The sequence below is a fragment of the Paenibacillus sp. y28 genome (assembly GCF_037137075.1).
Lineage (GTDB): Bacteria > Bacillota > Bacilli > Paenibacillales > NBRC-103111 > JBBBNV01.
In genome coordinates, this window is the sequence record NZ_JBBBNV010000018.1 from 37,217 (window position 1) to 61,391 (window position 24,175).

The 24,175-nt window shown below is 56.3% G+C and carries 17 protein-coding genes; 16 read left to right on the plus strand and 1 reads right to left on the minus strand.

Features of this window, described 5'->3' with window-relative positions:
* Positions 1-185 precede the first annotated feature (185 nt).
* The 16 genes from WBG83_RS14860 (at position 186) to WBG83_RS14935 (ending at position 22,869) form a co-directional block, all read left to right on the plus strand.
* The gene (locus WBG83_RS14860) at positions 186-4,274 is read left to right on the plus strand and encodes an S-layer homology domain-containing protein (RefSeq protein WP_336745916.1); all 4,089 of its coding nucleotides are present in this window, start codon (positions 186-188) and stop codon (positions 4,272-4,274) included.
* 632 nt (positions 4,275-4,906) lie between these two features.
* Complete coding sequence (bioD, locus tag WBG83_RS14865) at positions 4,907-5,968, plus strand: dethiobiotin synthase (protein ID WP_336745917.1); 1,062 nt, start codon at positions 4,907-4,909, stop codon at positions 5,966-5,968.
* A 96-nt stretch (positions 5,969-6,064) separates the two neighbouring features.
* On the plus strand, positions 6,065-7,057 hold the full coding sequence (bioB, locus tag WBG83_RS14870; protein ID WP_336745918.1) for a biotin synthase BioB: 993 nt from the start codon (positions 6,065-6,067) through the stop codon (positions 7,055-7,057).
* Positions 7,058-7,090: 33 nt separating this feature from the next.
* Positions 7,091-8,530 carry an 8-amino-7-oxononanoate synthase gene (gene bioF, locus WBG83_RS14875; RefSeq protein WP_336745919.1) on the plus strand — a complete coding sequence of 480 codons (1,440 nt, stop codon included), beginning with the start codon at positions 7,091-7,093 and terminating at the stop codon, positions 8,528-8,530.
* Positions 8,524-9,363, plus strand: coding sequence for an alpha/beta fold hydrolase (locus WBG83_RS14880; protein ID WP_336745921.1), 840 nt, complete (start codon positions 8,524-8,526; stop codon positions 9,361-9,363). Before bioF ends, WBG83_RS14880 begins: the two co-directional genes overlap by 7 nt.
* The gene (locus WBG83_RS14885) at positions 9,360-10,559 is read left to right on the plus strand and encodes a methyltransferase (RefSeq protein WP_336745923.1); all 1,200 of its coding nucleotides are present in this window, start codon (positions 9,360-9,362) and stop codon (positions 10,557-10,559) included. The genes WBG83_RS14880 and WBG83_RS14885 overlap by 4 nt, the downstream gene beginning before the upstream one ends.
* A gap of 300 nt (positions 10,560-10,859) precedes the next feature.
* Positions 10,860-12,200: an ABC transporter substrate-binding protein gene (locus WBG83_RS14890; RefSeq protein ID WP_336745925.1), complete on the plus strand. Its 1,341-nt coding sequence runs from the start codon at positions 10,860-10,862 to the stop codon at positions 12,198-12,200.
* A 92-nt stretch (positions 12,201-12,292) separates the two neighbouring features.
* Positions 12,293-13,174 (plus strand): carbohydrate ABC transporter permease, encoded by an 882-nt coding sequence (locus WBG83_RS14895; protein ID WP_336745927.1) that lies wholly within the window; start codon positions 12,293-12,295, stop codon positions 13,172-13,174.
* The gene (locus WBG83_RS14900; protein WP_336745929.1) at positions 13,171-13,986 is read left to right on the plus strand and encodes a carbohydrate ABC transporter permease; all 816 of its coding nucleotides are present in this window, start codon (positions 13,171-13,173) and stop codon (positions 13,984-13,986) included. Before WBG83_RS14895 ends, WBG83_RS14900 begins: the two co-directional genes overlap by 4 nt.
* Positions 13,987-14,035: 49 nt before the next feature.
* Positions 14,036-15,778 (plus strand): sensor histidine kinase, encoded by a 1,743-nt coding sequence (locus tag WBG83_RS14905; RefSeq protein ID WP_336745931.1) that lies wholly within the window; start codon positions 14,036-14,038, stop codon positions 15,776-15,778.
* Positions 15,779-15,967: 189 nt separating this feature from the next.
* Positions 15,968-17,587, plus strand: a complete 1,620-nt coding sequence (locus WBG83_RS14910) for a response regulator transcription factor (RefSeq protein WP_336745933.1) — start codon at positions 15,968-15,970, stop codon at positions 17,585-17,587.
* A gap of 70 nt (positions 17,588-17,657) precedes the next feature.
* The gene (dgoD, locus tag WBG83_RS14915; protein ID WP_336745935.1) at positions 17,658-18,806 is read left to right on the plus strand and encodes a galactonate dehydratase; all 1,149 of its coding nucleotides are present in this window, start codon (positions 17,658-17,660) and stop codon (positions 18,804-18,806) included.
* Between the two features lie 433 nt (positions 18,807-19,239).
* Positions 19,240-19,989, plus strand: coding sequence for a 2-dehydro-3-deoxy-D-gluconate 5-dehydrogenase KduD (kduD, locus tag WBG83_RS14920; RefSeq protein WP_336745936.1), 750 nt, complete (start codon positions 19,240-19,242; stop codon positions 19,987-19,989).
* A 111-nt stretch (positions 19,990-20,100) separates the two neighbouring features.
* Positions 20,101-21,075, plus strand: coding sequence for a sugar kinase (locus tag WBG83_RS14925; RefSeq protein WP_336745938.1), 975 nt, complete (start codon positions 20,101-20,103; stop codon positions 21,073-21,075).
* Between the two features lie 243 nt (positions 21,076-21,318).
* A complete protein-coding gene (locus tag WBG83_RS14930; protein ID WP_336745939.1) occupies positions 21,319-21,984 on the plus strand; it encodes a bifunctional 2-keto-4-hydroxyglutarate aldolase/2-keto-3-deoxy-6-phosphogluconate aldolase in 666 nt (221 codons plus the stop codon).
* A 384-nt stretch (positions 21,985-22,368) separates the two neighbouring features.
* Positions 22,369-22,869 (plus strand): hypothetical protein, encoded by a 501-nt coding sequence (locus WBG83_RS14935; protein ID WP_336745940.1) that lies wholly within the window; start codon positions 22,369-22,371, stop codon positions 22,867-22,869.
* Positions 22,870-23,031: 162 nt separating this feature from the next.
* Here the strand turns inward: WBG83_RS14935 and WBG83_RS14940 are convergent, their stop codons facing one another.
* Positions 23,032-23,982: an AraC family transcriptional regulator gene (locus WBG83_RS14940; protein ID WP_336745942.1), complete on the minus strand. Its 951-nt coding sequence runs from the start codon at positions 23,980-23,982 to the stop codon at positions 23,032-23,034.
* Positions 23,983-24,175 lie beyond the last annotated feature (193 nt).

Consider the following 24,175-nt stretch of genomic DNA (forward strand, 5'->3'; position numbering starts at 1 on the left):
TCGTCGTTCGAAAGCAGCAAACGCACATCCGATTCCTTTATCGACAAGGGATTTGGATGTGCGCTCTTTTTTTTGTCGAAGGTACTCGACTTTTGTTGAGAATTTGTTGAGTCTTTGTGAAGTGAACCGTTGCTATTATTTAAAGGGAGCTTGAAACCGTTGAATGGAGAAAGGGAGAAATTGTAATGAAACGTTATTTATCTTTGTTGTTGGCCGTGCTATTGATGGCGGGTCTCGTGCCTGCGCATGAATCGGCTTATGCCTCCACTGCGCTGGACAACTGGACGCAGAGAGCAAGTGGATCTTCGGACATCATATATGGAGTCGCTTACGGTAATGGCGTGTTCGTGGCAGGAGGAGACAGAATCGTCACCTCTACCGACGGCGAAACGTGGAGCACCGTGGCCTCTCCCCCGGGTTTTTCTTTTTTGGCGAGCGTCAGCTACGGTGGCGGCTTGTTTATCGGGGTCGGTTGGTCAGGCAATTTGTTCACTTCTCCAGACGGCACCACGTGGACGGCACGGACTTCCGGTACGGCGAGTGTGCTTAGAGATGCCGTGTTCGGGGATAATTTGTACGTAGTTGTTGGGGATGGGGGATACATTCTGACGTCTCCGGATGGCGAGACCTGGACAAGCCGCAATTCGAACACCTCCTATGCACTTAATCGTATCACGTACGGCAATGGAAGGTATGTGGCGGTGGGAAGTTATGGCGCGATTGTCACTTCGACGGACGGAATGAACTGGTCCAGCAGTACCTCCGGCACGACCAATCAGCTTTATGGAGCCACGTACGGCAAGGGAATATTCGTTGTTGCGGGGTATGAAGAGCTTATTCTGACTTCGACGGACGGCACAACCTGGACGGAGCGTCAAAGAATTCCATCTGATAATCCGTTTTTTCCGACGGCAGGTATGTATTATCGGGCATTTTTTGGCAACGGCCTATTTATTGTGTCAGGACAGTCCGGCAAGCTGGCGTCCTCTACCGATGGCATAAATTGGACGAGTGCAAATACCGGTCTTTGGGACACGTTTTGGGGGATAGGCTATGGTCAAGGCTATTACTTCTTGACGGCGGGGCAGGGGAAGATTCTGCAAGCGGAGGCATTAACAAATGCCGAAGCGCCGAGCATTAGTACGGAGCCAGCGGATCAAACGGTGAATGTCGGCGATACCAGCCCGGCGCTATCCGTGGTCGCGACAGTAAGCGACGGAGGTGAGCGTAGCTACCAGTGGTACAGCAGCACGGCGGACAGCAACAGCGGCGGCACGCTGATTGACGACGCGACGAGCGCAACGTATGCGGCACCGACGGCAAGCGCAGGCACAACCTATTACTACGTTGTCGTAACGAATACGAACAACAGCGTCAGCGGGGTAAAGACAGCCGCAACCACGAGTAGTGCAGCGAAGGTCACCGTGAATGCTCTGGTGAATGCCGAAGCGCCGAGCATCGGTACGGAGCCGGCGGATCAAACGGTGAATGTTGGCGATACCAGCCCGGCGCTATCCGTGGTCGCGACAGTAAGCGACGGAGGTGAGCGTAGCTACCAGTGGTACAGCAGCACGGCGGACAGCAACAGCGGCGGCACGCTGATTGACGACGCGACGAGCGCAACGTATGCGGCACCGACGGCAAGCGCAGGCACAACCTATTACTACGTTGTCGTAACGAATACGAACAACAGCGTCAGCGGGGTAAAGACAGCCGCAACCACGAGTAGTGCAGCGAAGGTCACCGTGAATGCTCTGGTGAATGCCGAAGCGCCGAGCATCGGTACGGAGCCGGCGGATCAAACGGTGAATGTTGGCGATACCAGCCCGGCGCTATCCGTGGTCGCGACAGTAAGCGACGGAGGCGAGCGTAGCTACCAGTGGTACAGCAGCACGGCGGACAGCAACAGCGGCGGCACGCTGCTTGATGAGGCGACGAGCGCGACGTATGCGGTGCCGACGACAAGCGCAGGCACAGCCTATTACTACGTTGTCGTAACGAATACGAACAACAGCGTCAGTGGGGTAAAGACAGCCACAATCACGAGCAGAGCAGCGAAGGTGAGCGTGAATGCTCTGGTGAATGCTGAAGCGCCGAGCATTAACGTGCAGCCAGCGAATCAAACGGCGAACATTGGCGCTACAGGCCCGGTGCTATCCGTGGTCGCGACAGTAAGCGACGGAGGGGAGCTGAGCTACCAGTGGTACAGCAGCGCCGCGAACAGCAACAGCGGCGGCACGCTGCTTGACAACGTGACGAGCGCGACGTATGCGGCACCGACGACAAGCGCAGGCACAGCCTATTACTACGTTGTCGTAACGAATACGAACAACAGCGTCAGTGGGGTAAAGACAGCCACAATCACGAGCAGAGCAGCGAAGGTGAGCGTGAATGCTCTGGTGAATGCTGAAGCGCCGAGCATTAACGTGCAGCCAGCGAATCAAACGGCGAACATTGGCGCTACAGGCCCGGTGCTATCCGTGGTCGCGACAGTAAGCGACGGAGGGGAGCTGAGCTACCAGTGGTACAGCAGCGCCGCGAACAGCAACAGCGGCGGCACGCTGCTTGACAACGTGACGAGCGCGACGTATGCGGCACCGACGACAAGCGCAGGCACAACCTATTACTACGCTGTCGTGACGAACACGAACAACAGCGTCAGCGGGGTAAAGACAGCTACAGCCACGAGTAGTGCAGCGAAGGTGATTGTAAACGAGCTGGTGAATGCCGAAGCGCCGGGCATTAGCGTGCAGCCAGCGGATCAAACGGTGAATGTTGGCGATACCAGCCCGACGCTATCCGTGGTCGCGACAGTAAGCGACGGAGGTGAGCTGAGCTACCAGTGGTACAGCAGCGCGGCGAACAGCAACGGCGGCGGCACGCTGATTGACGGCGCGACGAGCGCAGCGTATGCGGCACCGACGACAAATGCAGGCACAACCTATTACTACGCTGTCGTGACGAACACGAACAACAGCGTCAGCGGGGAAACGACAGCTACAGCCACGAGCATTGCAGCGAAGGTCACCGTGAATGTGACGGTGAGCTTTGACAGCAACGGCGGCTCCACGGTGAGCAGCCAGTCGCTGAGTCTGAACGGTCTGGTCACCAGGCCAACCGATCCGACCAAAACCGGATACACCTTTAGCGGATGGTACAGCGATACCGGTTTAACTAGCGCGTTTGATTTCAGCACGCCGCTCACGGTGAACACGACGCTGTACGCCAAGTGGACGACGCAGTCCACGCGCAAATCGGACAGATCGGGCAAATCTTCATCTACGCAATCGGATACAACCTCGGCGACAAATGGGAAATTGACGCTGCCTGTGGGTAAAGCCGGAGATGTCAGCTTGGACGGCGAGATTACGGTCCAGATTCCTGCCGGAGCATCGACGAAGGAATTGGAAATGACGATTCAAAAATGGGCAGATACGCAAGATTTGCTAACGAGCAAGGATAGGCTCCTCAGCGCGGTATTCGAAATCTCGAAAAACTTGCCTGAGAATCTCAGCAAGGATATCAGCCTGATTCTTACTTTCAATCCGGACGCTGTGCAGGATGGCCAACGCCCGGGGGTATTTTACTATGACGCGTCCACTCAGGCTTGGGTGGAGGTCGCTGGCGCTGTCGTGAAGGACGATACGATCAGCGTCAATGTGAACCATTTTACCCCATATGCAGTATTTGCCGTAGACGAAAACGGGACAACTGCCGAAGGTACACAACAGACTGTCCGTCTCACGGACATCGCTGGGCATTGGGCGGAGTCCAGCATTGATCAAGCGGCAATTGCCGGCATCGTGAACGGGTTTCCAGACGGCACCTTTAAACCGGATGCTGTGGTGACGCGCGAGGAATTTGCGGTCATGTTGATGAATGCGCTCAAGCCGGAAGGAGACGGCGTGCAGCTGACGTTCAGCGATAACGGGGAAATCGGCGCATGGGCGCGGAAGGCGCTCGAGCAGGCGGTAGAAGCGGGCATTATAAACGGCTTTGAAGACAACATGCTCCACCCGGACGGGCAAATCACGCGTACGGAGATGGCGGTGATGATCGCCAGAGCTTTGGGTCAGTCGACCCAAGCGAGCGTCGCGACGGGCTTCTCGGACGATAGCCAAATTCCGGGCTGGGCCAAGGGCGCAGTGGCGGCCATGAAAGAGCTAGGCGTTCTTAAAGGAAAAGAGGCGGACGCGTTCGCTCCTGACGACCACCTCACAAGAGCAGAAGCGGTAGCGGTTCTGTTGAGAATGCTGGCCTTCCAAGACCGTTAACTAAACCATGCAAGGCTGCCTTTCTTGGCAGCCTGAGAAGGCACCCAAGGGGGTGCCTTCGATTTTATTGTATCGACCGATACGGAGAGCGATAGCCCCAAGAAGCATCAAGCAATGCTCCCGCGACAAAGCTGCTGACAATAACAATAGCCTTAGTATTTCACGCCGAAGCCCTTCTCCGCACGCGCGCAGCTCCCAGCGCGCGGTGTTTCACTGCATGACGGCGGTCGGTCGACCACTTGAAGGAGGTCACAGCTTGACGCTAACAAAGATGATTCCTGTACTGTGTAGTGTACGGGAGTCATCTTTTTGCATTTCCATTGTGATCTTCATGGATTGCGGCGGTGCGGTGATTGCCTCGCACATGTAACGGGTTATTTCCTTTTTTATTTTTTTCTTGGTTCAGTTCGGATTTCAGCTAAAGTTGAACGATGTGGGCGAGCTCCTTCGTCTTTTGGATATTGCATCGCGGCAAGGTTCCGGGTACAATGACAATACCTTTATTGTAAACCAAAAATTTAATAAATTATGTTTACAATTAAGAGTGGAAATGAATTGTAGTTCATCCGATATCATTATTTCAAATGTAAATGGCACGAAGTACACGCCAATAGGAAAGCAGGTGGATTGCGATGGAGGGTTCCTTGGCTGGCCGGGGACTATTCATTACCGGAACCGATACAGACGTGGGCAAAACGGTCGTTACGGCCGGAATCGCCGCAGCCCTGCAGCGGGGACGTTTCGCCGGGGAGCCGGGCGCGGTGCGCTTGTGGAAGCCCGTGCAAACCGGGACCTTGCAGCGGACCGTGCAGGGGGCGTTCGCCCTGCCTGGGCCTGCGAATGTGGCCGGTCAGGTGACATCTGCTCTGTCCAGGCGTGCCGATGAGGTTCGCCGGAGCGGATCTTCAGCCGGGACGCAAGGAAGGCAGCGGCTGCAAGTTCAGGCCGGTGCATTGGAGGCTGCGGCTGGAGGAGTCGACAGGCGGCAAGCCCAGGCGGATGCCTTGGCTTATGCAGCCGGAGAGACGGACAGTGCCCGGCTGCTGCGGCTAAGCGGCTTGCGGCACCAATCTGCTGCCGATATCGCCACACTGTCGCTGCCCGAGCCATTGGCCCCCTGGATGGCCGCAGAGCGGGCCGGCATCCGAATTGATTACGATGCGCTTGTCCGTGAGGGACAGCGCCGTCTGGCCATCAGCTCTTGTCTGCTAGTGGAGGGCGCGGGAGGCTTGGCTGTTCCGCTGACCGGGGAGCGGCTCATTGCCGATTTGGCGCAGCAGCTTGGCCTGGCGCTTGTTATCGTGGCCCGGCCTGCGCTCGGGACGGTCAATCATACGGTGCTGTCTGTGGAGTATGCCCGCAAGCGGGGCTTGTCCGTGGCCGGGATTATTCTGAACGGCTTCCGCGACGGTGAGCACGATCCGCTGGCCGTACAGGAGAACGTGCGGATGATAGAACGCTTTTGCCCGGGGATTCCGGTGCTTGGCGTGCTGCCGTGGCTGCCTGAGCCGTCTGCACCTGCAGCGTATGAGTCGGCCGCTGGCGGAAGGCTTCCTTCGCAATCCGGCCGGGATTCGGTTTCATCGTCCGATTTTCTCCGTTCGGAGGACGACGCGCTGCGAGCGTGGCGGGAACAGTGGGCCTTCGAGGTCGCCAAGTGTATCAGGCTGGATCGCTTGCTGGATAGGCTGTGAGCTTGTGCGCAGACGGACGGGCAAGGATAGGCCGGATTGCACAGAAAGCCGGGTCGCCTGCTGGAAGGTTATTGATTCAAGAAAGGAAGGGTATGGATGATTGAATTTCGTACGAAATGGGATGGATATGCGGAGAAAGCGCTGCAGGGCGAGCTGCTGACGCCTGAGGAAGGACTGTCGGTGCTGGAAGCGGAGGATGATGAGTTGCTGGCCTTGCTGCAGGCGGCGTTCCGGGTACGCAGGCACTACTACGGCAAAAAGGTGAAGCTGAACCTCATTATTAACGCTAAAAGCGGTCTGTGTCCCGAGGACTGCGGCTACTGTTCACAGTCGATCATTTCTACCGCACCCGTATCCAAATATCCGCTGCTCGACAAGAACGTGCTTGTCGACGGAGCGCGCAAGGCGATGGACATGCAGGCGGGTACTTACTGTATCGTTGCCAGCGGCCGGGGGCCGTCCGCCAAGGAGCTGGATCAGGTCATTGAAGCCGTGAAGGAAATTAAAGCGACGATGCCGATGAAGATTTGCGCCTGTCTGGGTATCCTGTCCCGCGAACAGGCTGGACGGCTGAAGGAGGCCGGGGTTGATCGGTACAACCATAATCTAAACACGAGTAAAAGCAATTTCGCTGCTATTACCACTACCCACACGTATGAGGATCGGGTGCATACTGTTGAGCAGGCGCAGGCATCCGGCATGTCCCCGTGCTCAGGCTGTATCGTCGGGATGGGCGAGACGAACCGGGAGATTGTAGATATCGGCTATGCGCTGAGGGAACTGGGCGCGGATTCTATTCCGGTCAATTTTCTCAATCCGATCCCCGGCACCCCGCTGGCTGACAACCGCGAGCTGAACCCCCGCAAATGCCTGAAGGTGCTGGCTTTATTTCGTTTCCTGTGTCCGACCAAGGAAATCCGGGTCTCGGGCGGTCGCGAGGTCAACCTGCGTTCCCTGCAGGCGCTGGGGCTGTATGCGGCCAACTCCATTTTTGTCGGAGATTATTTGACGACGGAGGGCCAGGCGGCAACGGCGGATCATCAAATGATCGAGGATCTGGGCTTTGAAATCGAGCGATGCGCGTTATAGACCTCCGGCGGAGCAGGGAAGGGGCAAATAAGAGTGGCTGACAGCGGGGACAGGCAGCGCTTGAACACGGGCCATCCCGAAGCACTCCGGGGGGAGCTGCGGGAGGAGCCTTCTTTGATACAGCCTGCGGGCAGGGCGGAAGCCTTGTCCGCCTCCGGGGGCAGCTGCCGGATCGGAGCTGGGGCCGTGGACAAGGCCGCTCCAGCAGCTCAGGGCTTGCCCGGACAGGAGCGGGAGACCAGGGAAGCCTCCGGGCCAGACACGCATCAAGGCAGCACGCATGACTGGATGCAAGAGGAGCTGGCGCAGCTTAGGGAGGAGGCACAGCTTCGCAGTCTCCGTTCCACCCTGATACAAAATGACGGGTGGCTGGTACAGGATGGTCGAAGACTTCTGAACTTATCGAGTAACCATTATTTGGGGCTAGCGCACAATTTGGACGCGGAAGCGCTGGAGGAGCTGCAGGTTCAAGCTGCGGCATGGGGCGGCAGTACGGGCACCGGCTCGACCGCTTCAAGGCTTATCACTGGCGGCAACCCGGTGCTTGCCGGCTTTGAAGCGGAATTGGCGGCATTCAAAGGCACGGAAGGCAGCCTGCTGTTCGGCAGCGGCTATCAGGCGAATGTCGGTATTATTCAGGCCCTTGCAGGGCGCGGGGACACGGTGTTCAGTGATCGGCTGAACCATGCCAGCATTACCGACGGTATTGTGCTCAGCCGCGCCGATCACAGGCGCTACCGGCACCGGGATTTGGACCAGCTGGAGGCGATGCTCCGCAAAACGAGGCTGGAGCAAACAAGCCGGCGGCTGCTCATTGTAACCGATGCTGTATTCAGTATGGACGGCACGATAGCACCGCTTGCCGAGCTGGTCTGGTTGAAGCAGCGCTACGGGGCGATGCTGATGGTGGATGAAGCCCATAGCGGAGGGATTTACGGAGCCGAGGGGCAGGGGCTTGTACATGCGCTGGGCCTGACCGCTGCCGTCGATGTTCAAATGGGCACGTTCGGCAAGGCGTACGGCTGCTATGGGGCCTATGCTGCCGGGGATCGGCTGCTGATAGAGTATTTGGTTAATAAAGCCCGTCCGCTTATTTATACGACGGCGCTGCCGCCGCTGATGGTGCTATGTATCAGCCGGCAATGGCGTATGGCCCGCCGGGAAGGCTGGCGGCGGCAGGCGCTGCTGGACAAGTCGGCGCGCTTTCGGTCCCGGCTGCAGGAGGCCGGGCTGGATACCTGCGGCAGCAGCAGCCATATTATCCCGGTCCTGGCCGGGGATAATTCCGCTGCCGTCAAGCTTAGTGCCCGGCTGCGGGAGGCCGGGCTGGCCGCAGTAGCGATCCGGCCCCCGACCGTTCCGGAGGGCACGGCGCGTATCCGCTTTACGCTGATGGCGACTCAGCGGCAGCAGGATTTGGACCGGGCGGCGGAGACGATTATTCAGGTCAGCAGGGAGCTGGAACGATGCTGAATATGCTATGGGTGCATGGCTGGGGGGCTTCGCCAGAGTTATGGCGGCAGGACGTAGAGCGGGAGCTGCCGCAGCACTGCCACGTGTTTTTTAGCTATAAGGGCTGCCGGACGATAGCCGAGGCCAGACACCGGCTTCTTGAGGTGCTGAATCGGGGACAGGGGGAAGCTTCCATCGAAGATCAGGCCGCCCCGGGACAGCCGTGGGTGGTTGTCGGCTGGTCGCTGGGCGGCCTGCTGGCATTGGATGCCCTGCATCAGGACCGGTGCAGGGCGGAGCGGCTGACGGAATCGGCGGAGTCATTCCCGGCTGCCCGGCCCGTAGCGTTGGACGGTGCGCAGCGCACGGCGGATCGCGAGTCGATACATGCTGGCAGTCCACACCGGCTGATTCTTGTCGACAGTACGCTGCGCTTCGCAGACCGTGATCGCAGCCGTGGCTGGCCGCCCCGTGTACTGGCGCGCATGCGCGAGCAGCTGGCGGTCTCCCCGCAGGAGACGCTGGAGCAGTTCGCTCGCTCCATGTTTACGGCAGCGGAGCTGCAGCAGCCGGTGGTTTCGGCCCTGCTTCAGTTATGGTGCTCCGATATGAACCCGGAGCTGCTCCTGGATGGACTGGGCTATTTGGAGGCAACCGACCTTACCCCGATTTGGCCCTTATCCGCCCGGATTCAGGTGCACTGGATTCACGGCGGGAGCGATAGTATTTGTCCGCAGGGAGCTATTCCTGCGGAGACGGCGGCTGAGGCCCTTCTGCTTCCGGATGCGGGACATGCCCCCTTCTTGACGAGTCCGGAACGCTTTTATGCAGGAATAAGGAGTTTTCTTGAATGAAGATGGATAAGACGCTGATACGGAAGCATTTTGACCGCCATGCCCATGAATATGACCATTACACTGTGGTGCAGAAGCAGATGGTGAGGCGGCTGATGACGCTGCTGAAGGAGCAGTATCCGAACGAAGGACGGGGGAGCGGCGCACCGGAATCGGTTGTTCGCCATCAGGCCAACTTCGCTGTGCCGATGTCCATTCTGGAAATCGGCTGCGGCACAGGCCGGCTTACGGCGGAGCTGCTGGAGGCTTTTCCCCACGCGCGTATCACCGTGCTGGACTTGTCGGAACGGATGCTGGAGGAGACGCGGCGCAGGGCTGGCCCCCATGCCGACAGAGTCCGGTTTGTCACGGGAGATGCGGAGCGGCTCCTCTGTACCGGGCATCCATTGCGCCGATCAGGGGCGCATGCTCACGGTCAGTTGCACGAGGACTGTCCGGACGGTCGGACCGGCGCGGGGCGGGAGGGTCTCCGGGGGCGCCCGGACAAGACTGATATGCAGCAGGAAGGGGAGCGGGGTCATGGGGCTGGCTGCACCGGGAGCAAGCAGGAGGGGGACCACGAGCGCCCGGACGGGCAGATTGGCATCGAGCGGGAGGGTACTCAGCGTGAAGCGGGGGGAGCAGCAGTAGACTCCGTATCCGCAGCGCTGGACGCTTCCTACGATCTGATTGCTTCCAGTGCAACCTTCCAGTGGCTGAATGACCCTTTCGCCACAATGCAGGCCTGTCTGAAGCGCCTGGCGCCATCGGGCGTCCTGGCCTTTGCAACGTTTGGTCCGGCTACATTTCATGAGCTTCATTATGCTTTTGCCGCTGCGGAGAAGGAGCTGGGCCTGCCGTACAGGCCGCACGGCCAGGCGTATTTGTCCGCAGCGGATTGGAAGCGGGCCGTTATGAGCGGCTCCTGGTCCGGCCGCTTGCAGTGGAGGGAGGAGCTGCACTCCCTGTTTTATCCTACAGTCCGCACCTTTCTGCGGCATGTGCAGAGGGCCGGAGCAGGCAATGCGCTTGCCCTGCCCGGGGGGCCGGAGGGGGATGCCGGTGAGCCTGCAAATCATCCGGCCGCGGCTGGCTCGCCGCCGCTTAGCAGGAAGCTGCTTACAGCGATGGAGCAGGCGTACCGGGACAATTTTTCCGGCGGAGATCAAGGAATTCGAGTTACTTATGAGGTGTTTTACGGACTTGTCCGCGTTTAGCCTGCTCCAGGCTCATGCGCAAATAAAGCTCATCCCCTGCTGCTGGCAGGGGATGAGCTTTATTTGTCGTAGCGGAGGGGGAGAATCCGCACCGCGCGCAGCTCCCAGCGCGCGGCGCTTCGCTGCATGACGGCGGTCGGTCGACCACACGGTGCTTCTGTCCAATCCAGCTTTTGAAATGCTTGATTTGTAGTTAGCGATGTTTATTCTTCGTTATATCAAGCACATACTACCTTCTAGTAAGCTGAATATGTAACCGATAACATTCCACATTTCATTCGTTCAGGGAGGTCACACCAGATGAGAAAAACATGGAGCCGCATGGTTGGAACAGGGCTTGCCGCTGTTCTGGCTGTAGGATTGATTGCGGGCTGCGCGGGCAAAACCGCAACGCCGTCCCCGGATACAACGAAACAGGGGGCAGCGGGCGGAGGCAAGCCGTTTGAAGGCAGAACCTTGACGCTCGTTACTGCCAACCACCCGTGGGGGGAAGCGATTAAGCCGCTAATCCCAGATTTTGAAGCGGCCACCGGGATGAAGGTGAAGGTAGAGAGCTACTTCGAGGACCAGCTGACACAGAAGCTGACGGTCCAGTTCACCTCCGGTTCGGCCACACCGGATGTATTCATGTACCGCCCGCTGCAGGAAGGCAAGCTGTTCTACAAAAACGGCTGGGTGCAGGCGCTGGATGATTACTCCGGCAAGGATGCCAATTACGATTTCGCCGATTTCTCCAAGTCCTCGATTGGTTCTACCACGGTAGACGGCAAGCTTGCGGGGATTCCGATTATTACAGAGCAAGAGATTTTGTACTACCGCAAGGATTTGCTGCAGCAGGCCGGTATTGCCGTGCCCAAAACACTGGATGAGCTGACCGCCGCGGTGAAGAAGCTGCATGACCCGGCCAAGGAGCAGTACGGCTTCGTTGCTCGCGGCCAGCGCTCGCCTCTTGTTACGCAGGTATCGTCGTTCCTGTTCTCGGAGGGCGCAGATTTCACCAATGGAGACAAGGCGGCAATCAATACGCCGGAAGCGGTGAAGGCGTTTACGACCTACGGCACGCTGCTGAAGGATTTCGGGCCTCCGGGAGTGCTGAACATGTCCTGGCCGCAAGCGTTCGGCGTATTCGCGCAAGGCAAGGTTGCCTTCATGACAGATGCCAACTCGCTGTACAGCAACGTCACGGACCCGTCCAAATCGCAGGTGTCGGACAAAGTCGGCTTCGCGGTGTTCCCGGGCGGCAAAGCCGGCTCCAAGCCGTACAGCATCACTTCCTGGGGTCTGGCGATGAACTCGAAGGCTGCCAATAAGGATGCGGCATGGGAGTTCATTAAGTGGGCGACCAGCAAGGACATCGTGCTGAAAACACAGCAAAAAGGCAACCCGGGCGCTCGTGCCTCGGTATGGGATAAACCGGAAGGCGCCACAGGCTTCCCGGCTGAGCTGGTGCCGATTATTAAGGAAAGCTCTGCTGTCGGCATCGATCATGACCGTCCGGTCGTGATCAGCGTGAGTGAAGCCCGCGACGCTGTCGGGGAAATTGTACAGAAGGTCATGTCGGGCGACCCGAACATTCAGGATGTGGCCAACAAAGCCAATGACGCGCTGCAGGCCATTATGGACAAGGACAAAACGAAATAATAGCTCTGCCAAACGAAAGGGCCATGTCATTGTGGCCCTTTTGTAAATTCTGACTTCGGGGCGGACCATGGTTTCGAGAAAGGGTGAGAAGGATGCCAACCGGCTGGATTGACCGTAATTTGAAGTGGATTTATACACTTCCGGCAGTTATTTTCGTGCTGCTGATGATGCTGTTCCCGATTATATACACCTTCCGTCTCAGCTTCTATGAATGGAGCATGTCGGCGACCACGCCGCCGGCCTGGGTCGGTCTTGATAATTACAAAGCGCTGTTTGCCGATACCCGGTTCTGGCACGCGGTCGGATCGACCTTTTATTTTACGATTGTGGCATTGGCCGCCGAAATGGTTTTGGGCGTTCTGATTGCCGTGCTGCTGGCCCGGGAGTTCAAAGGGAAAAATATCGTCAAAACGATTTTCCTGCTGCCGATGGTCGCAACACCTGTGGCGATGGGCTTGGTATGGATGTTGATTTACCAGCCGACGATCGGGGTGGCAAACCAAATGCTGAAAGCGTTCGGCTTTAAGCCGCTCCTGTGGCTGGCTTCGGAAAGCCAGGTGCTGCCGTCGCTCATTATTATTGACGTCTGGGAGTGGACGCCGATGATCTCGCTCATTATTATGGCGGGTATTGCAACATTGCCTTCCGATCCTTATGAGGCGGCCGATGTGGACGGGGCTTCGGCATGGCGCAAGTTCGTGTCGATTACGCTTCCCCTGCTGCGTCCGACGATCCTGGTTGCGGCGATGCTGCGTCTTATTGACGTTATCAAGACGTTTGATATTATTTATGCAACAACCCAAGGCGGGCCAAACTTTGCTTCCGAGACGCTCAACCTGTACGGCTATGTGCTCGGGTTCCAGTACTTCAAGCTGGGCATGGCTTCAGCGCTGCTGGTGCTGTTCTTCCTGCTCGTTATGGCTCTGACGTTATTCCTGATTTGGATGCGTAAGCGATTGGAGGCGGCAGCATGAAGCGCAAAAAAGGACTCCGTGTTCTTCAGTCGGTGTTAACCTTTCTCGTGGTGTTTATTTTCGCTTTCCCGTTTCTCTGGATGGTCATGGCCTCCTTTAAGACGCAGGCCCAAATTATGTCGACGGGGCAGTTTTTCTCCTTTTCGCCGGAGGCCCGCAATTACAGCAGTGTGTTTCAGGAATACGATTTCCTGCGTTTTATTTGGAACAGCTTCATTGTGGCCGTCGGGTCCACGTTCTTCTCCCTTCTGCTTGGCTTGCCGGCTGCTTATGCCGTCGCCCGCTATCACCTTCAGAAGCTGGGGCTTATCATTTTGGTCGCGCGGATTGTGCCGGGGATTACGTTTCTTATCCCGTGGTTTATTTTGTTCTCCAAAATTAATTTGGTCGATACGTACACGTCGCTTATTTTGAGCCACATGCTGGTCGGTCTGCCGTTTATTATCTGGATCATGATTTCGTTCTTTGAGGCGCTGCCGACAGAAATCGAGGAATCCGGGCTTATCGACGGCTGTACGAAGCACCAGGTGTTTATGCGGATCATCCTGCCGATTTCCGGGCCGGGGATTATTACCTCCTCGCTGCTGTCGTTTATTTTCTCCTGGAACAACTTTATGTTCTCGATTATTTTGGCGGGCGACAAAACAAAGACGCTGCCGATTGCCGTGTTTAACTTCATGTCGTATTCCGAGATTAACTGGGGCGCGCTGATGGCTGCGGCCTGCATCATTACCCTCCCGGTGCTGATCATTGCATTGCTTGCGCAGCGGTATGTTGTCAGCGGTTTAACCGGAGGCGCGGTCAAGGGCTGATGCACGGAAACGGACGGCAGCGGGAACTTATGGAAGGTGGGGGAACCCGTTGCCGCTCAAACTTACGATTTTTGGAAAAATCATGATTTTACTTGTGCTGCTGCTGATTCCGATCTTGCTGCTGTATAGTTTCTCCAACCGGATTACGAATCAGGTCGTTCAGGAGCAGATCAACGCCTCAAGCCTGAACCAGCTTGTATTCTTCATGCGTCAGCTCGATTCCAATATGGAGCAGCTGTCCATGTTCCCGATTATTCTGGGCAATGACCCGCATATCCGGGAATATATTGACCGGACAGGCGGCCCGCTCTATGATCCGCTCCGGGCCAATTCCCGCCTCATGCACAAGCTGAACCTGCAAAGCGTTTCGAACGCCTGGTCTAACGACCTTACCATGGTCATCGCCAAAGAAAAGCAGGTGCTGTCGTCCAATATTTTTCTCAATGGCAGCAGTGACTGGGCATGGCAAGAGCCGGTGCATTCGGTTTGGACCTATGAGCAGCAAAAGCTGAACGGGAATACGACAGGCGGGTTTATCCGGGAAATCAGCGAGCCGGCCAATGCCCGCACGGCAGCGCAAGCGTCTGCGCTGTACCAGGTCCGGTTCTCCGCGAGCAATCTTATGAACCGGCTGGACGAATACAAAGAGGACAAGCACAGCGACCCGTTCCTGCTGCATCAGGTGTATGATCCGATCTGGAACAGCACCTCGTCGCGAGAAATAACCGGGCCGATCGCCGCAATGCTGCGTGAGCGCCCATTGGACCGTTCGGGGCAGGTGGAGCTGACTATCCGGGAGGAGCGGTATTTGGTCAGCTATGTGAAATCGGAGCAGCTGGATTGGGTTCTGGTCGATTACGTTCCGGTTCAAAGCATATTGTCGCCGATTACCAAAACGCGGAACTTGTTCTATATCTCCATCGGGCTGCTGCTTGCGCTGAGTGTGCTGGCTGTGTTTCTTTTGTACCGCAACGTCCAGATCCCCATTGTTCAAATGCTGCGGAGCCTGCAGCGGATGAGCCGGGGCGATTTATCGGCACGGATTCAATACCGCTCCAAAAATGAGTTCGACTATTTGATTCGCCGCTTTAATGAGATGGCGGAACAAATCCAGGTGCTGGTGGAGGATGTGTATGCAGAGAAGATCCGGGCCCGCGAAGCTACGCTTAAGCAGCTGCAAGCGCAGATTAATCCGCATTTCTTGTATAACTCGTTATTTTTTATTGTCAACTCGGCCAAGCTGGAGGACCATGATGCTGTCGTGGCCATGGCTGAGAATTTAGCCAAGTTTTACCGGTATACAACCCGGGTGGAGAATCAGACGGTCCGGCTGGAGGAGGAGCTGGATCTTGTACGTAATTATTTGAACATCCAAATCCTGCGCATGCACCGCTTGTCCTTCTCGATCGCGGTTGATGAGGCGATGCTGGGCGAGCTGGTGCCGCGGCTTATTTTGCAGCCGCTGGTGGAGAATGCAATTGTCCATGGGATTGAAGGAAGGGTAGGAGGCGGCCATATCCATATTACGGGCGAGCAGACAGCTGTTTACAACCGCATCCTTATTGAAGACAATGGGGCGGGACTGTCCGTGGAGCAGCTGACCTCCCTTCATCTGCAGCTTCAGCAGTCGATGACGGAGGAGATGGGCTGCGGCACCTGGAACGTGCATCACCGCCTGTTTTATCAGTTCGGGGAGGGATCGGGCCTGCAGCTTGAACGAAGGGCTGAGGGCGGGCTTCGCGCCATTGTGACCTGGAACCGGAGGGACGTCGTAAAGCCTTTATTAAATTAGGAAAAGTACGGGAATGCCCGGGCGACATCGGCGATGAACGGCAGGTCGATCCTTCGGAAGCCGGACGGACATCGGCCGAAGGTCAGCTGCTCAGCTTCAGGGGCGCTCCAGCAAAGAGGCTGGTGAAGGAGAACACCAACGGGATGACGGGCCGGCCTGAAAACCATGGGACGGATAGGGGAAATCGTGATGCTGCAGCTGTTGATTGTAGACGATGAAATTCATGTGGTGGAGCGCTTCTCGACAACCATCGATTGGAGGTCGGCTGGCATTGAGCAGGTGTATCAGGCATGCTCCGGGGCGGAGGCGCTCCAGCTTCTGGAGCAATTTTCTATCGACATTGTGCTTACGGATATTCAAATGCCGGGCATGTCGGGGCTGGAGCTGATTGCCGAGATTAACCGCAAATGGCCCAAGACCAAATGTATTCTGCTGTCCGGCCACTCCGACTTCGAGTACGCGCAGGAAGCGATAAAGCAGAAGACGGAGGATTATTTGCTGAAGCCCGCCACGGATGAGGAAGTACTGGAAGCAGTCAGCAAGGTGCGGGCGAAGCTGACCCGGGAATGGGAGGACGTCGTTTCCAACAACCGGGTAACCTACGCGCTCAAAGAGAATCTTCCGCTGCTGCGGGGCAATCTGCTGCTGGATCTGCTGCAGGGACGGGGCTTCTCGGAAGCGTTCCTGCGGGATAAAATGCAGCTTCTGGAGCTGCCCGATTTCTACGGACAGCCGTTCGCGATGCTGCTGGTCCGGCTGGAGGGGCATTTTGCCGAATACGACTTGCGCCGTCTCTCCCTGATGGAGTATGCGATCAGCAATATGGTCGCCGAGCTGTTCGATGATAAATACGATACGTGGTACACCAAGGATGCCCATGATTATTTGGTATTTGTGCTGAAGGAAAAGCAGGCGGGCCCGCCGCAGGAGGATGTAGCCTGGATTGAACGTACGGCCTCACTGCTGCAGGCTTCCGTCCATAACTATTTAAAAGGGCAAATCTCGGTGCTTGTCAGCGGAAGGGGGACATTTCCGGCCGACATTACGCCGCTGTACAGCCGCTCGCTCAGTGCGTTCCGGAGGCGAATTGGCAGCGAGCATGAGCTGTTTATGCGGCTGGGCGAGGACGAGGGGCCGGGCGAATGGCAGGCCCTGAAATCGCTGTACGAGCCGCCGTCTCTGCAGCAGCTGCTGGAGGCGGGGGAGTGGACGCGAATTAAGGAGAGGCTGGGGCGGATTTTTGGGGAGCTGGAACGGGATTACCCGGAATCCCGGGAGCATCTGCAGGAGGTGTTTTTTTCCTTGGCTTCGGCTTTTACCTATATCGCCCACAAGAACGGCCGCCAGCTGTTCCAGCTGATAGGGAGCAGCGAGTATGACCGGATGAATGAAGGGGGCTTGTTCCGTTCCGTGCACCAGCTCAGTGACTGGTCGTACCGCGTGCTGGATCGGCTCCGGACGGACATGGAGAAGGAAACGAAAGATTCGCGCGTTTGGCTGATTCAGCAAATTCGCGCCTTTATCGACAGCCATTTGGCAGACGATGTTTCCCTCCAGAGCATAGCCGACCATGTGTATCTCCATCCTGTCTATGTGTCCAAAATTTATAAGCTGGAAACCGGTGAGAACATCAGCGATTATATGCACGCGGTGCGGATGGAGCGGGCGGAGCATCTGCTGAAGCACGGCCAGGACAAAATTTATGAAATCGCGGCCCGGCTCGGCTATCAGCGCCCGCATTCGTTTAATCATGCCTTCAAGAAGCAGTTTGGCATCACGCCGCAGGAATACAGGGAACGGTATTCGTAGACGGATTCTTTCGTAACGTATTGAGAGCCGCCCTTACCCATACACCTCATAACAAAAGGAGCTGCACACCATGAAAATTACAAAGCTGGAGCTGTTCAAAGTACCGCCAAGATGGCTGTTTCTGAAAGTGGAAACCGATGAGGGGATTTGCGGCTGGGGAGAACCTGTGGTCGAAGGGAAAGCCGATACGGTCCGCGCAGCGGTGAACGAGATGGCGGGTTATCTTATCGGCAAGGACCCGATGCGGATTGAGGATATTTTTCAGGTGCTGTACCGGGCGGGGTTTTACCGGGGCGGCCCGATTTTATCCAGCGCGATTTCGGGCATCGAGCAGGCGCTGTGGGACATCAAAGGCAAATTTTATCATGCGCCGGTCTATGATTTGCTTGGCGGAGCTTGCCGCGATCGGACGCGGGTGTACTGCTGGATTGGGGGCGACCGTCCGAATGAGGTAGGGCAGGCCGCGAAGGAGAAAATAGCGGCGGGCTTTACAGCGGTCAAAATGAACGCCACCGAGGAGCTGCATTATATCGATTCCTTCTCCAAAATCGAAGCGGCGATCGCGCGGATAGCGGCAGTGCGGGAGGCTGTCGGGCCCGATGTCGGCATCGGCATCGACTTTCACGGCCGCGTGCACAAATCGATGGCCAAGGTTCTGGCCAAGGAGCTGGAGCCGCACCGCCCGATGTTCATTGAGGAGCCGGTGCTGCCGGAGAACAACGAAGCTTTGCGGGAAATCGCCCGCTACACTTCCTGCCCCATCGCGACAGGCGAGCGGATGTATACCCGGTGGGGCTTTAAGGAGCTGCTGGCGCAGGGCATCGTGGATATCATTCAGCCGGACTTGTCCCATGCCGGAGGAATACTGGAAACCCGCAAAATCGCTGCGATGGCCGAGGCGTACGACGTCGCCGTAGCGCCGCACTGCCCGCTTGGCCCTATTGCACTGGCGGCCTGTCTGCAGCTCGACACCTGCTCGCCCAACGCCTTTATCCAGGAGCAAAGTCTCGGCATCCATTACAATCAGGGCAGCGACCTGCTGGATTACTTGAAGGATAAATCGGTATTTGAATATCAGGATGGCTTTGTCAGCAACCTGACAGGCCCAGGACTCGGCATTGAGGTGGACGAAGAGAAGGTCCGGGCGATGGCTGCCATCGGACACGATTGGAAGAACCCGGTCTGGCGTCAAGAAGACGGCACTGTAGCGGAGTGGTAAAGCACGGCAGATGTTGAAGGGAAGCAGGCCGGATGCCCATTAGATACTTGAAGACAATCCTTGAAGACAGTCCGGGAATACCGGTCTGTCTTTTTTTAAGCTTTCCGCACCGCGCGCAGCTCCCAGAGCGCGGTGTTTGGCTGCATGACGGCGGTCGGTCGACCACATATTCAAGCGCGCGTTACGCACTGCTTGGCGGGCGGTTGAACCCTGAATCGGCTTGGCCATTTTGCCGGGATTCCGGTCAGGAACACCCGTTTTTGAAATCAGGACCGGCGCTTGCCGGGCGGCATGGACATGGGCGCTCGAGGTCAAGCTCCTGGCGCTCACAGTGCCGCCCGGTGTTGTCGATTCTGTGTTACTGTGGAAGTTTGTCCGGGCTTCAACTATAATGGGGGAGGAACCATTTCTAATAGAAAGCAGGGGTAAACACATGTTTGATTTGAGCGGAAAAGTAGCGCTGGTTACAGGCGCGGCTGTCGGTCTCGGCCAAGGCGTCGCCGTCGGTTTGGCACAAGCGGGCGCAGACGTCATCGTCGTGACAAACCGCAGCCCTTTGGATGAAACGATTGCCAAAATCGAGGCGCTGGGCCGCCGCGTGCTGCCGATTACAGCGAACCTGGGCGATGAGGCTGCCTTGCCTGGCGTTGTGTCTCAGGCGATTGAGACATTTGGCAAAATTGATATTCTGGTAAACAATGCAGGCATTATCCGCCGCACTCCTGCAGCTGATCATGCAGCACAGGATTGGCATGATGTGATTGATTTGAACCTGAACTCGGTTTTCTTCCTGTGCCAGCTTGTTGGCCGCGAAATGATTAAGCAGGGCTCCGGTAAAATCATCAACATTGCTTCGATGCTGACGTTCCAAGGCGGCATTAACGTTCCGGGGTATACCGCGAGCAAGCACGCTGTCGCAGGAATTACAAAAGCATTGGCAAACGAGTGGGCTTCCAAAGGGATCAATGTCAACGCAATCGCACCGGGCTACATGGTCACCGATAACACCGCGCAGCTTCGGGCGGATGCCTCACGCAGCCAGTCCATTCTGGAGCGTATTCCGCAGGGCCGCTGGGGAACTCCGGAGGATTTGGCCGGAGCCGCCGTATTCTTGGCGTCCTCTGGAGCAGATTATATCAACGGTCATGTTCTGGCGGTTGATGGCGGCTGGCTGGCCCGTTAATTCCGGTCTGCCGCAGAACTACACCATTCCGGATGTCATCGGATGAAGCAAGTGCCGGCTTACGGCCGCCACCCGTGCTGCATTCGTCATTCGGTCAAAGGAGACGATGTTATGCAATCGCTTCAACCCTCAAATCACCCTTCCGGCCTCGATATCGTAACCTTTGGGGAATCCATGGCGCTGATGATGCCGGCGGGGACCAAAGGAATTGAATATACGAGCCGGTTTGACAGCACGTTTGGCGGTGCGGAGAGCAACGTAGCGATCGGCTTGGCACGGCTGGGACGGCGTGTAGGCTGGTTCGGACGTCTGGGCAAGGACCCGCTGGGCCAGCTCATTCTGAAGAAAATCCGCGGTGAAGGCGTTGATACGTCCCGGGTCCAGCTGACCTCGGAAGCACCGACCGGACTGATGCTTCGTGAGACGGTAAGCGGCAAGTCGAGCGTATATTATTACCGCAAAGGCTCCGCGGCCAGTACGATGAGACCCGAGCATCTGGATGAAGCCTATATCGCTTCAGCGCGCATCCTGCATGTGACAGGGATTACGCCTGCACTTAGTGAAACTTGCCGGGAAACGATTCGCGAGGCGGTACGTTTGGCGCGCAAGCACGGTGTGACCGTAAGCTTTGACCCGAACCTGCGGCTGAAGCTGTGGAGCGTGGAGGAAGCGCGGAGTGTCATCCTGCCTTTGGCGGAGGAAGCCGATATTTTCCTGCCTGGACTGGATGAGTTGAAGCTGCTCTACGGGACGGAGGATTTCGAAGACATTACATCGCGGTTGAGCAAGCTGCGCGGCATTTCTATTATCAAAGGCGATGGGGAAACCTATGTGCTGGAGAATGGCCAGCTGACAGCGGTGCCTTTTTTCAAGGTCGATAAGGTCGTGGATACGGTGGGCGCTGGTGACGGCTTCTGCGCGGGCTTCCTGAGCGGTGTCGTGCAGGGACAAGCCTATGTGGATGCGGTGCGCCTGGGCAATCTGATCGGCTCCATGGTTGTGCAAATGGAAGGCGACTGGGAAGGCATTCCGACATGGGAGCAGGTCGACGCTGTATTGAATCAGCGCAAGCACGTGGAGCGATAGTGCTGAAACAGGCTTCATGCAATCCGGCTTCGTGCATTCCAGCTCGGCAAGCTTATTCGGGCGGGCCCATTCTTTCTTCGGCTCTTGGCTGCGATTGGGGCGCTTAATTAAAGGAATGAACTCCTTGCCTTTAAAGAGGGCCCTCAAGGGTTGCTGGAGGTAATGTATGCTGCTATCTTCCGTCCGGCACAGCCTGGCTTTTGTTAATGCACACGTGAACATATAAGAAGGAAGTGACATCTCATGAAAAAAATCAAATTGGTTCAGCAGATCGTTAATGAGGGTGTTGTTGCTGTACTGCGCGGCGAAACGGCGGACGAAGTCGTTGAGATGGCACAGCAGGCCATTAGCGGCGGCATTAAAGTCATCGAAGTGACCATGACCGTTCCGTTTGCGCTTCGGGCCATCGAGAAGCTTGCAAGCCAGTACTCCAGCACTTCGACCGATCCGGACAAATTTGCCATCATCGGCGTAGGCACGGTGCTTGATTCGGAGACTGCCCGCGCGGCGATTCTGAGTGGCTCGGAATTCGTGGTCGGGCCAAGCTTGAATCCGGCTACGGTGACGCTGTGCAACCGTTACCGGGTGCCGGTTATGCCGGGCTGCATGACGATTGCAGACATTCAAGCTGCGCTTGAGCTTGGTGTTGATGTCGTTAAATTGTTCCCAGGCAACCTGTTCTCCCCATCAATGATTAAAGCGATTAAAGGTCCGCTGCCGCAGGCGAACATTATGCCGACCGGCGGCGTGTCGCTGGACAACCTGGGCGAGTGGATTCAAGCCGGCGCTGTCGCTGTCGGAATCGGGTCCGATTTGACAACCGATGCCGTGAAGACCGGAGATTACAGCCTGGTTGCCAAAAAAGCCGCGCAATACATCGAGGCTTACAAAGCCGCTAAAGCGAAATAAGACAGATTAGTGAAAGAAGAGCCAGGACGTCTTCGTCAGGGCTTCTTTCGCAGTATCAGGTTATCCAGTTTGACTGGATAACCTTTTCTTTAGCGTGGGTAGTTTACCTGTTATTGTTTACGCCCGGCATGGGCTGCTATATCCATTAACCTCCATTAACTCCATTAACTCCATTAATTCAATTAACCTCAATTAACCTAATCAGCCTCCATTAACCCTCCATAACCCTCGTCGAATAGGTTCCTGCACCAGCCCATCCTGCCGTAAACTTACCGGGCATGACTTTACTTTGGCGGGAGAAGCTAATATTGCGTTTCGTTCCGGCATAAAGCTGATGTGCCTTGAGAACGGCCGCAACCATTGAGCGAAAGGGGCTATCTCCAGGTGAAAAGAACCGCCGCATGTGTCCTTGCCGGATGTTTGGCGCTTGGCTTAACCGCCTGCAACACCGCCGACTATCGCACGAAAAGCCGTATGCACGACGGCACCCGGATTTTGAATGAGGATATGAATGATATCAACAACAGGCTTGCGCCTGGGGCCACGCCGCTTCCGAATATGACGCCGGCCCCAAATACAACACCGGGCAATACGCTGCGTCAAAATATGTATGTTCCCTACGGCAATACGTATGACGGGCATCCAAGCGATTATAATCAGAACCCGCCGGGACCAGCTCAAATGAACACGCTACCGTCGGCATCCCCGACACCGTTTCCGGGCTTTGTGCCTACGGCCACGCCGGTCCCGAATCCGGTCCCTCATATCGGCCCGTCTTTGCCCGGTCAGCCATCCATGGGGACGAATATGAACAGCAATGGCATGATGGAGCTGCAAAAGGATAACATCGAGCAAATTGCTCCGGGAATGGACTTGGTTTATTAGGAGATCACTCCGGTAAAGTCAGGCAGACGAAGCCCGCCTTGCTGCATTGGCAGTGAGGCGGTGTACATAATATTCGCGGGCGAAAATGAGCTTCGATATAAGCGTCGCCAGCGGCAATGCGGTCAATGCGGCCAAGTGGCATATTGTGCAGAATGTCGGGTCTTATTGGTTAGCTTCGGATGAAAGTTCAAGCTCTCTTGCTTCGGCTCCGGCGTCGCCTTGGAAGGGAAGGCCGCTTTTCCTGTAAGCTGTCGGCGATAATCCGGTTTTGAGCTTAAAAATAGCGTAAAACCGTTTTAAATCCGGGAATCCCGAAAGCGCTGAAATTTCGTATATTTTCTTGTCGGTATTTCGCAGCAGCTCGCAGCTGCGTTTGATTTGCTGTGTCCGCAAATAATCCGAATAGGTCTGATTGGTCGCTTGTTTAATGAGGCGGTGAAACTGGCGTGTGCTGATATGGATCAGCGCTGCGGCTTCCTGAAGGGAAGGAGGCGCTTCCAGATGGTCCTGAATATACTGAAGCGCGGCCACAAGCCGCTGCTTCTTGCGGACGGGCTGCTCCGCAGCGGCATGGTCCCCGGACATGGCGCGTCCAACCGAGACAATCAGCTGCATCCAGTATGAAATGAGCAGAAACTCCTTGCCCTCGCGCTGAAGATTACATTCCAGGTGCATGCGGGACAGCAGCGTATCGACATCGGCCGATAACAGCTTCATATGAAGCCAGCTTTTTTGATCGCGGAGAAGCATAAGCAGCTGCAGCTGGTTCTCGGACAGCGGGAACAAGGAACGGCTTTGTACGATGCGTTCAAACAAGGATGCCGAAAAGATGCAATTATACAAAATCAACGGGTTACGGGCTCCTTCGTGAACCGGACGGAAAATGTGGGAGGTTCCGATCGGGATAAAAAACATATCTCCCTTTTGAACCGTGATGGCTTCGCCCTCAATGTAATGAACCCCTCTTCCCTCACTGACGTAAGCCAACTCCAGAAAATCATGGTAGTGCTCAATATATTCAAAGGATTCGGTCGCCCGGTTGACAAACAGCGGAAATGCATCGTCGAAATATTTGCTTCCATACAAGGGCTGAACAGTTCTGCGGATTGACAACGCTTTCACCTCTTTGTGCCATCTTAAGTTTTGTCGAAATGACTCCTTTGTGTCATTATATGCTGACTATAATGTCGCTTTCAACTCATTACTTTGTCGATATAAGAAACTAAAATGAGGGAATAGGAAGCAATTGATATGAATGGCTTTAAAGAACTAATTATATAACAAATTTCATGATATGTAATATTTA